The organism is Asticcacaulis sp. (genome assembly GCF_020217185.1).
Lineage (GTDB): Bacteria > Pseudomonadota > Alphaproteobacteria > Caulobacterales > Caulobacteraceae > Asticcacaulis.
Window position 1 is genome coordinate 1 of the sequence record NZ_JAIWNX010000232.1, and the last position, 10,000, is coordinate 10,000.

A 10,000-nucleotide genomic window follows, 5' to 3' on the forward strand; every position below is an offset into this window, starting at 1 on the left:
CGTCGCGGCGGCCTGTATCGTTGACCGGTCGGGGGGCAAGGCCGATGTCGGTGTGCCGCTGATCTCGCTGGCCAGCCTCGAAGTCCCGGCCTATCCCGCCGATGCCCTGCCGCCGGAACTGGCCGCCATTCCGGTGCAGGACCCCGGCAGCCGCCGTCTGTCGCAAAAGGCCTGATGCCATGAACCGCATCCGTCTGGGGATCAATATTGATCACATCGCTACGGTGCGCAATGCGCGTGGCGGCCACGCGCCTGACCCGGCGCGTGGCGCACGTCAGGTGCTGGAGGCCGGAGTCGATGGCATCACGGCGCATCTGCGCGAAGATCGCCGCCACGTGCTCGATAAGGATATCTGGGCGCTGAAAGCCGTCTGTGATGAGTTTCGCAAACCGCTGAACTTCGAGATGGCGGTGACCGATGAGATGATCGGCATTGCGCTCGATCTCAAGCCGCACGCCTGCTGTCTGGTGCCCGAACGGCGTCAGGAGCGTACCACTGAGGGCGGTCTGGATGTGGCGGGCAATATTGACGTCGTTGGGCCTGCGGTCGCACGGCTCAATGCGGCGGGTATCCGTACCTCGCTGTTTATCGCCACCGACCCGCTTCAGGTATCGGCAGCGTCGAACATCGGCGCGCCCGTGGTCGAATTCCATACGGGGGCCCTGTGCGATGCCTGGCGCGAAGGCGAACGCTCCATCGTCGAATCCGAGATGAAGAAGCTCGAATGGGCGGCGCACATGGCGGCTGAGGTCGGCATAGAGGTCCATGCGGGCCACGGCATCGACTACGATACCGTGACCTTTATTTCGCGCGTGCCTCAGATCAAAGAGCTGAATATCGGCCACTTCCTGATCGGTGAGGCCATCTTTGTGGGGCTTGAGGCTTCGGTCAGCCGTATGCGGCACCTGATGGACGCTGCGCGCCTATGATCCTTGGCGTGGGCATGGACCTGACCGACGCGCGGCGCATCCGGCAATCGGTCGAACGTTTCGGTCAGAAATTCCTCGACCGCGTGTTCACGCCCGCCGAGCAGGCCTACGCCCTGTCGAAAACGCCGGTGCATCCGACCCTGGCCAAGCGTTTTGCCGCCAAGGAGGCGGTGATGAAGGCGCTGGGCACCGGTTTGCGCGGCTTTCATTTCACCGACATAGAGGTGCGCAATGATGCGCTGGGCAAGCCTGAGGTGACGTTTAAAAACGGCGCGCTTGACCGGCTTCAGGCGCTGTTGCCGCAGGGTTGTGTGGCGCGCATCCACCTCAGCCTGACGGATGAGGGTGATCTGGCCGGGGCCTATGTGATTATCGAGGCCGTGCCTGACTAACCCTGAATAAAATGTAACGTCTATTTTTGGCCGAAATCTAAAAATAGACAGGTCGAAGGAATGCGCTTAAAACGTAAGGCGCTGGAGAATATGGGGCTGAGTAATGAGCGCTGAAGACAAGGTCGTTGAAGACGCGGTGACCGAGACTGCGACCGTGGAAAACGACGAAAAGTCGGCGATCAAGGACGAATGGTCCGATATCATCAAGACCGTGGCGATCGCCCTGATCATCACTCTGGTCTTCCGCACGCTGTTTTTCCAGCCCTTCACCATCCCGTCGGCCTCGATGGAGCCCAACCTCTATGAGGGCGACTACATTGTGGTGCGCAAGTGGGACTATGGCTATTCGAAGCACTCCATCCAGTTTTCGCCGCCGGTGATTTCGGGCCGCATTTTCGAAAAGCAGGCCAAACGCGGTGACATCGTGGTGTTCAAGCTGCCCAGCAACACCAAGGTCGATTACATCAAGCGCGTCATCGGCCTGCCCGGCGACCGCGTTCAGGTGAAGAACGGTCAGGTCATTATCAATGACCAGCCGGTGACCACCATCGACAAGGGGCCGATCTCCGCCGGCATCACCTATGCGACGCAGGGTGTTGAGGTGATGGAAGAAGACCTGCCTGACGGCACGACCCACCTGACGCAGGATATGGGCTATAAGCCCGAAGCCGACGACACGCAGGAATTTACCGTCCCCGAAGGTCAGTATTTCGTGATGGGCGACAACCGCGACAACTCGCTCGACAGCCGTTTCTCGCCCGCCGATCCGTTCCAGCCGGGCGTTGGCTTCGTGCCCGCCGAAAACCTTGAGGGCAAGGCGGTCATGGTGCTGATCTCGTGGAACAAGGGGGCCTCGCTGTTCAAGCCGTGGACCTGGCTCGACCTGCGCTGGGACCGTTTCTTCAAGTCCCTGAAATAATGACACGTATGCAAAGGGATGCCTCCGGCCACCGGCAGAAGGTGCTGGATGAACTGGAGGCGAAACTCGGATACCGCTTTTCAGACCGCCAACTGCTCGACAGCGCGCTTACCCACGCCAGTGTCAGCGACGGACGCCCCAAAAAGACCGTCTCCGGCGATAATGAGCGGCTGGAGTTTCTCGGGGATCGCGTGCTGGGCCTGCTGGTGGCCGAAGCCCTGATGCAGGCCTTCCCGCAGGCCGCCGAAGGGGAGATGTCGCAGCGCCTGCACGGGCTGGTCAGCCGCGAAACCTGTGCGGCGGTGGCCACGTCGCTGGGCGTCGGGGCGGCCATGCGTCTGGCCCCCGGCGAAACCAAAAGCGGGGGGCGTTCAAACCTGACCATTCTGGGCGATGCCTGCGAGGCCCTGATCGCAGCGGTCTATCTCGACGGTGGTTTTGAGACGGCGCGGCGCATCTTCGCTCCGCTGTGGCAACCGCATATTCGCGCCAGCCATTCCCGTTCGCACCTGAACCCCAAGTCGCACCTTCAGGAATGGGCCGCGCAGCAGAAGCTGGCTTCACCGAAATATGAGATCGTGGAACGCACCGGTCCCGATCATGCCCCTATCTTTAAGGTCGCGCTCACGCTAGAAGGCTATGATCCCGTCGTCGCCAGCGGCAAGTCCCGTCAGGAGGCCGAAAAGGCGGCGGCCCTCAGCTTTATCGAACACGCAGGTCTTAATTGACGATCACCTCTTCTTCTCCCGCGACGACGCGCGCGGGTTTCGCTGCCATCATCGGCGCGCCCAATGCGGGCAAATCCACCCTTGTCAACGCCCTGGTAGGCTCCAAGGTCTCCATCGTCACCCAGAAAGTGCAGACGACGCGCTTTCCGGTGCGCGGTATCGCTATTCATGGCGAAGCGCAGATCGTGCTGGTCGATACGCCGGGCATCTTCAAGCCGCGCCGGCGTCTCGACCGTGCCATGGTCAAATCGGCCTGGGGCGGAGCCGAAGACGCCGACATCGTCGTCATGCTGATCGACGCTCCGGCGCATCTGGCCGTGCATTTCCCGGCCCCCGACACCAAGCCGACCGGTGCCGATAAGCTGGCGGTCGAAGACGCCGAGACCATCATTGCGGGTCTGAAGGCCAATAACCGCCGCGCCATTCTGGTGCTCAACAAGATCGACCTTCTGCGCCGCGACAACCTGCTGGCCCTGGCCGACAGCCTGTTCAAGGAAGGCGTTTTCGATCAGGTCTTTATGATCTCGGCCGAAAAGGGCAATGGCATTGCTGACCTCATGGAAGCGCTGGCCGACAAAATGCCTTCGGGGCCGTGGCTTTATCCGGAAGATCAGGCCGCCGATGCGCCGGTGCGTATTCTGGCTGCTGAAATCACCCGCGAAAAGCTGTTCCTGCGCGTGCATGAGGAACTGCCCTATGCCTGCGCCGTGGTGACGACCGACTTCAAGGACATGCCGGATGGCGCGGCGCGCATTGAACAGACCATCTTCGTCGAACGCGACGGTCAGCGCGCCATCGTGCTGGGCAAGAACGGCCAGACCCTGAAATGGATCGGTCAGCGCGCCCGTCAGGAGCTGATGGATATTCTCGACCGCAAGGTGCACCTGTTCCTGCACGTGCAGGTCAATGAGCGCTGGAGCGACGACCGGGCTTTATATGCGCAGTTTGGTCTGGAGTTCGGGGAGTAATTTCACGTGAGGCTGGCCTGCAACGGGCACTTTTCTGCGCTTCCGGTGCTCACGTACTTAAGTACGCTGCGCGCCGGTTCTCGAAAAGCGCACGTTTCGTCTCAGCCTGACGTGAAATTTTCTCGCGTCGTGAAGGGGGGATCGTCGTGACTTTCGAAGACGATGCCTTTGTTTTAAGCGCCCGGCCGCACGGGGAAACCGGTGCGGTGGTGCATTTTCTGACTCTGGAACACGGCCATATCGCCGCCCATGTGCCCGGCGGGGCCTCGCGTCGGCTCAAGCCTTATCTGCAACCGGCCAGCCGTGTGCGCCTGTCCTATCGGGCGCGCACCGCCGACCAACTGGGCTCGGCCACGCTCGAGCCCGAAGGCGACGCCACGGCTGAATTTTTCGACGATCCGATGGCCCTGATCGGCGTGCAGTGCGCTTGCGTCATGACGCGCGCCGTCCTGCCCGAACGCGAGGCCTATCCTGGGGCGTTTTATGCCTTTGAAGCGCTGATCAAGGCCTTCGGCCTGCCCGGCGTCTGGCCCTATGTCTATGTGCGTTTCGAGATGGGCCTGCTGGAAGCCGTCGGGTTTGGCCTCGACCTGTCGGCCTGTGCGGTGAGCGGTAACCGCGATGATCTGATCTATGTCTCGCCGCGTTCGGCCCGCGCCGTCAGCCGCCGCGAAGGCGAGCCCTATAAGGATAAGTTGCTGCCCTTACCGGGATTTTTGCTGTCGTCACAAGGCGGGGTTCAGGCGGACGATCTGCGCCGGGGGCTGGACCTGACCGGTTATTTTCTGGAGCGGCATATCTTTCATCCGCTCAATCAACCCTTGCCCGAAATCCGCACGCGCCTTATCGACAGTGTACAAGATCAGTGATTCCGTTTTTAAAATGTACGCGAAAACATCGTTCTCCATGCTTTGGTAACGTGTTTTCACTAAGTTAGGCCGATGGGCTCGATTCGGGCGGGTAGTTTGACGAGTATGTCAGGGTATAGCGAACAGGAACTGCGGGCAGCCAACGTCAATCCGGAGACGGGTTTGGCGACGGACTACCTCAACCTGTTCAACGAAGCCATCATGCTGTTTGAAATGGGCCTCGACATGCCGGACATGGCTGAGGAGCTGATGGACTGGCGTCGTCGCGGCTATGTCGAACACTTTGAAAATTCAGGCTTTGAGCAGAAAGACGTGGTCATTGCCGCCTATAAGGCGTCGCCCGACATGGTGCGCAAACCCTTTGATGAGGCCTGCGAAAAGGCGCTTGAAGAGTTCGAGTCCGGCATCCAGATCCTGCTCAGTTCCAATCTCGAAGACGAGGCGGCGCGCGAAGATCTGGCGGCGCGTCTGGACAGCCTGAAGGCGCGGGTCGTTGAAATGGACGCCCATATTCACGGGCGGGCCGAACGCATCGAAAACGATCTGCAAAACGCCGTGGACGCCCTGTTCTGAGCATTTAAACCCTGCTGACAGATTTTGTCATCACGCTCTGCAACGTTCCCTCCCTCAACAGGAGCGAACCATGACCCTCACAGCCACCTGCCATTGCGGCGCGACCCGCATCGACATCTTAAAAGCCCCCGAAGGCGGGCGAACCTGTAACTGCACCTACTGCCACCGCGTCGGGGCCGTATGGGCCTATTTCGCGACAGGTGAGGTGACAATCCACAGCTCGACGCACGATCGCACCTATTCGGCCAGTGGCGGCCTCAATCAGCATCATTTCTGCGGCCATTGCGGCGGCAATACACACGGCGACAGTCCGGACTGGGCCTCCGCCTATAACGCCGATGGTACGCCCAAGGGGGAGGCGGGCGTCGTGCCTGATCAGCGCATCGTCGCCATCAATATGCGCATGGTCGATGGCTTTGATCTGAGCAGCCTGCCGATCGAAACGCTGGATGGCCGCAACAATTGGTGAGTGCGCCCTCCACAACCTGTTCTGCATATGTGCTTGTGCGAAAAGCGCGAAAGCCTTACGCATAAGGCATGAGCAACGATGTGATTCCTGACGAAGGCGGCCGTATCCTCAGCGAACCGATGGGCGAGGCCCTGTCGCGGCGCTATCTGGCCTATGCGCTGTCCACCATCATGCACCGCGCCCTGCCGGACGTGCGCGACGGCCTGAAGCCGGTGCACCGGCGCGTGCTGTACGCCATGCACAATATGCGGCTGAACCCGCAGGCGGCGGCGCGCAAATCGGCCAAGGTCGTCGGGGAAGTCATGGGTAACTTCCACCCGCATGGCGATCAGTCGATCTACGACGCGCTGGTGCGTATGGCGCAATGGTTCGCCCAACGCTATCCCATGGTCGATGGGCAGGGGAATTTCGGCAATATCGACGGCGATTCCGCCGCCGCCATGCGTTACACCGAATGCAAGATGACGACGGCGGCCATGCTGCTGCTGGACGGCATCGACGAGAACGCCGTCGATTTCCGCCCGACCTATGACGGTCAGGACGAGGAGCCGGTCGTGCTGCCGGCCGCTTTCCCGAACCTGCTGGCTAATGGCGCGACGGGTATCGCCGTGGGTATGGCGACTTCCATCCCGCCGCACAATGTGGCCGAACTGATCGACGCCTGTAAGCTGCTGATCACCGAACCCGATACCGACACCAATGGCCTGATGGCCATCATTCCGGGGCCGGACTTCCCGACCGGCGGTATCTGCGTCGAACGCCGCGAAGCCATCTATGAGGCCTATGAGACGGGCCGCGGCAGCGTGCGGGTGCGCGCCCGCTATGAGGTCGAGGATCTGGGCCGCGGGGCCTGGCGTATTCTTGTCTCCGAAATCCCGTATCAGGTGCAGAAGTCGCGCCTGATCGAGCAACTGGCCGACCTGATCGAGGCGAAGAAGGCCCCGCTGCTGGGCGATGTGCGCGACGAATCCGATGAAGAGGTGCGCCTGATCCTTGAGCCCAAGACGCGCAATATCGACCCCGAAGTGCTGATGGAAAGCCTGTTCAAGATCTCCGATCTCGAAACGCGCTTTGCCTTCAACATGAACGTGCTGGATAAGACCGGTACGCCGCGCGTCATGGGTCTGAAGACCATCCTGACCTCCTTCCTTGACCACCGCCGCGAAGTGCTGATCAGGCAGTCGCAATGGCGTCTGGACAAGATCGAGAAGCGTCTGCACGTCCTCGACGGCCTGATGATCGCCTTCCTCAATCTGGATGAGGTGATCCGCATTATCCGTGAGGACGAGACGCCGAAACAGACCCTGATGGCGCGCTTCGATCTGACCGAGGTGCAGGTCGATTACATCCTCGATACGCGACTGCGGCAACTGGCGCGGCTCGAAGAAATGGCCATCAAGGGTGAGCACGACAAGCTGTCGAAGGAACGCGACGGCCTGTTGTCGCTGCTGGGTTCGGAAAAGAAGCAGTGGAAGCGCATCGACGAACAACTGACCGAGGTGCGCAAGCAGCTTCTGTCGGCGCGCCGCACCACCTTTGCCGACGCGCCGCAGGGTGTCGAGGTGGCGGCCATCGAATCCTATCTGCCCAAGGAGGCCCTGACCGTTATCCTGTCCGAGCGCGGCTGGATTCGCGCCACCAAGGGCCGCGTCGATGATCCGTCAGAACTGAAGTTCAAGGAAGGCGACAATCTCGGCTTCCTGGTGCCCGGCTACAATACCGACAAGCTGCTGATCATGACCTCAGACGGGCGCTTCTTCACACTAGGCTGCGACAAGCTGCCGTCCGGTCGTGGGCACGGTGAACCGCTCCAACTGATGCTGGAGATGGAAGAAAACACCCGTATCGTCAACGTCTTCATGTTCACGCCGGGGGCCAAACGCCTGATGGTGTCGAAGAACGGCTATGGCTTCGTGATGAACGAAGAGGACGCCGTGGGCAACAAGAAGGCCGGCAAGTCGGTGCTCAATGCGGATGGGACCGAGGCCTTTGTTGCCCTGCCGGTGACGGGCGACCACGTGGTCATCTTGGGCGAGAATAACAAGGTGCTGGTCTATCCCGTCAGCGAGTTACCGGAAATGGCACGCGGCAAGGGCGTCAAGCTGCAAGGCTATAAGGACGGCGGCGTCAAAGACATCGCCATCTTCGATCAGGCCGGGCCGGTGCAGTGGTACGACGGATCGGGCAAGGCGCGCGACTTCAAGGACTGGAAAGACTTTGTGGGCAAGCGCGCCAGCGTCGGCAAGATGGCCCCACGCGGCCTGCGCAAGCTGCGTCCGGCGTAAGGCTAAAGGATCACAGATTTCACAGATTGGGACGCGCCTCGGCGCGTCCCTTTTTTTGGCAGAGCTGGCTACGCAGCCCCATACTGCCCGGTTTTGCACAGTGTGTGGCGGAAACCCCCGATAGTCACCGCGAGTCATCTGTGCAATCTGTGTAATCTGTGGTTCTCTCTTTCTGCCCTAAAAAACGTCCCTCCACGCAAACGATTTTCCACTTGCGTCCTTATGCGCCTTTCGTTGCATATGCCGCATGCGTAAGATTTTTGGCTTTCACGACACTTCCGAAACCCTCAGTGCCATGCTGACCCATACGGTGGGGCGCATTGAGGGCAAGCACACCACCTTGCGGGAACTGATCGACATGATGGGCGAGCAGGGCCTGCTGCTGCTCTGCGTGCTGCTGTGTCTGCCGTTTTTAATTCCTGTGTCGGTGCCAGGTATTTCCATTCCGTTCAGCGCCGCCATCATTCTTATTGCCGTGGCTATTCTTTTCAACCGCCTGCCGTGGCTGCCGGAAAAGATACTGGACCGTGAGATCGAGACGGCGAAGCTGGTGCCGGTGCTGCAACGCGGGGTCGGCGTAGTGTCGAAGATCGACCGCTTCGTCAAGCCGCGCTTGCTCAGGCTGACCAGCGGCGCAGTGTCGAACCGCGTCAATGCGCTGGTCCTCATCTATGCGGCGGTGATCATGATGCTGCCGCTGGGGATCATTCCCTTTTCCAACACACTGCCGGCGGTGGCGATTCTGTTGACGGCGGTCGGCATGATCCAGCGCGATGGCCTGTTTGTACTGCTGGGTCAGGTGTTTGCGCTGGCGGCCACGCTTTATGTCGGCGGGATTATCTATGGGGCTTTTGCCGCCGGGCGCGGACTGAACTCAGTCTTCAGTTAAATCCGGGTCGATCTCGGTCCAGCCGAAATCGGTCAGCGCCTCCAGCGGGCGATAACGCGCCTTATAGTCCATCTTGGGCGAGCCCTTCACCCAGTAGCCGAGATAGACATAGGCATAGCCCGCGCGCTGCGCCTGATCTATGTGGTCCAGAATGACAAAGCGGCCCAGCGAGCGGTTCATCAGGTCCGGGTCGTAGAAGCTATAGACCAGTGACAGGCCGTCATTGAGCGCATCGACCAGTACGCAGCCGATCAGTTGCCCCTCCAGCCGGTATTCGATGATGTGGGTGCGCACCAGCGTGTCTTCGACCATGGCCACCAGATCGGGCCAGGTCATATCCATCATACCGCCGTCGGGGTGGCGCGCCTTCAGATATTTTTGCAGCAGGTCATACTGTTCGCGCGTCGCTTCGGCCTCACGGAAATGCCGCGTCAGCCCTGCATTGCGTTTCAGGATGCGTTTGTCCGTTCGGTTGTGCTGATAGCCGTGCACGGGAATGCGCACCGACTGACAGGCGCGACAGGCCGGGCAGGCCGGGCGATAGGCGATGTTTTGTGATCGACGGAAGCCGATGGCCGAAAGCTGATCATTGACATTGATGGCTTCGAGGGGGGGGAGGTGCACAAACACCTTCCGTTCCTCCTGACCTTCCAGATACGGGCAAGGGCCAGGGATGGTCAGATAGTATCTGAGCTTTCGTCCCGGAAAATGCTCGCTCATGGGGTGATGCCTGATGATCCTGTCATCCCATCAGACCCCATTTTTCCGTCAAAGAGAAGGGTTTTCTGGGAGAACGGGCGCTTCGCGTAGCAAAATAATCGCAATGCGGCGATTGCCAGCCAGAGTCGGGTCGTCCGGATACAGAGGCTCCTTCGCCGCCTTGCCTGAAACCTGCGCCACGCGGTCCTGATCGACGCCGGCGCCCTGCAACACCTGACGCGAGGCATCGGCGCGATCAGCCGACAGTTTCCAGTCCTTA

Annotated in this window: 11 protein-coding genes and 2 pseudogenes; 11 read left to right on the forward strand and 2 right to left on the reverse strand. The window is 60.5% G+C overall.

Annotated elements, in window-relative coordinates; genetic code table 11:
• The 11 genes and pseudogenes from LDL37_RS11435 to LDL37_RS11485 all read left to right on the forward strand — a co-directional run.
• Positions 1 to 175, forward strand: a pseudogene (locus LDL37_RS11435) (orotate phosphoribosyltransferase); the annotation flags it as partial.
• Between the two features lie 4 nt (positions 176 to 179).
• Positions 180 to 929, forward strand: coding sequence for a pyridoxine 5'-phosphate synthase (locus LDL37_RS11440; protein ID WP_290798274.1), 750 nt, complete (start codon positions 180 to 182; stop codon positions 927 to 929).
• Positions 926 to 1,321: a holo-ACP synthase gene (acpS, locus tag LDL37_RS11445; RefSeq protein ID WP_290798277.1), complete on the forward strand. Its 396-nt coding sequence runs from the start codon at positions 926 to 928 to the stop codon at positions 1,319 to 1,321. The genes LDL37_RS11440 and acpS overlap by 4 nt, the downstream gene beginning before the upstream one ends.
• Positions 1,322 to 1,424: 103 nt before the next feature.
• Complete coding sequence (gene lepB / locus LDL37_RS11450) at positions 1,425 to 2,240, forward strand: signal peptidase I (protein WP_290798280.1); 816 nt, start codon at positions 1,425 to 1,427, stop codon at positions 2,238 to 2,240.
• Positions 2,240 to 2,968, forward strand: a complete 729-nt coding sequence (gene rnc, locus LDL37_RS11455; RefSeq protein WP_290798283.1) for a ribonuclease III — start codon at positions 2,240 to 2,242, stop codon at positions 2,966 to 2,968. The genes lepB and rnc overlap by 1 nt, the downstream gene beginning before the upstream one ends.
• Positions 2,965 to 3,936, forward strand: coding sequence for a GTPase Era (gene era / locus LDL37_RS11460; RefSeq protein ID WP_290798287.1), 972 nt, complete (start codon positions 2,965 to 2,967; stop codon positions 3,934 to 3,936). Before rnc ends, era begins: the two co-directional genes overlap by 4 nt.
• Positions 3,937 to 4,082: 146 nt before the next feature.
• Positions 4,083 to 4,805: a DNA repair protein RecO gene (gene recO, locus LDL37_RS11465; RefSeq protein WP_290798289.1), complete on the forward strand. Its 723-nt coding sequence runs from the start codon at positions 4,083 to 4,085 to the stop codon at positions 4,803 to 4,805.
• A 105-nt stretch (positions 4,806 to 4,910) separates the two neighbouring features.
• Positions 4,911 to 5,378 (forward strand): hypothetical protein, encoded by a 468-nt coding sequence (locus LDL37_RS11470; protein WP_232037185.1) that lies wholly within the window; start codon positions 4,911 to 4,913, stop codon positions 5,376 to 5,378.
• Positions 5,379 to 5,448: 70 nt separating this feature from the next.
• Positions 5,449 to 5,847 (forward strand): aldehyde-activating protein, encoded by a 399-nt coding sequence (locus LDL37_RS11475; protein WP_290798292.1) that lies wholly within the window; start codon positions 5,449 to 5,451, stop codon positions 5,845 to 5,847.
• Between the two features lie 68 nt (positions 5,848 to 5,915).
• Positions 5,916 to 8,132, forward strand: a complete 2,217-nt coding sequence (gene parC / locus LDL37_RS11480) for a DNA topoisomerase IV subunit A (protein WP_290798295.1) — start codon at positions 5,916 to 5,918, stop codon at positions 8,130 to 8,132.
• Between the two features lie 247 nt (positions 8,133 to 8,379).
• Entirely contained in the window at positions 8,380 to 9,021 is a 642-nt protein-coding gene (locus LDL37_RS11485) for an exopolysaccharide biosynthesis protein (RefSeq protein ID WP_126423834.1), read from the forward strand.
• Here the strand turns inward: LDL37_RS11485 and LDL37_RS11490 are convergent.
• Positions 9,007 to 9,741: an arginyltransferase gene (locus tag LDL37_RS11490; protein WP_126423833.1), complete on the reverse strand. Its 735-nt coding sequence runs from the start codon at positions 9,739 to 9,741 to the stop codon at positions 9,007 to 9,009. The two genes, LDL37_RS11485 and LDL37_RS11490, sit on opposite strands and share 15 nt — an antisense overlap.
• 48 nt (positions 9,742 to 9,789) lie before the next feature.
• A pseudogene (locus LDL37_RS11495) lies at positions 9,790 to 10,000 on the reverse strand (OmpA family protein); the annotation flags it as partial.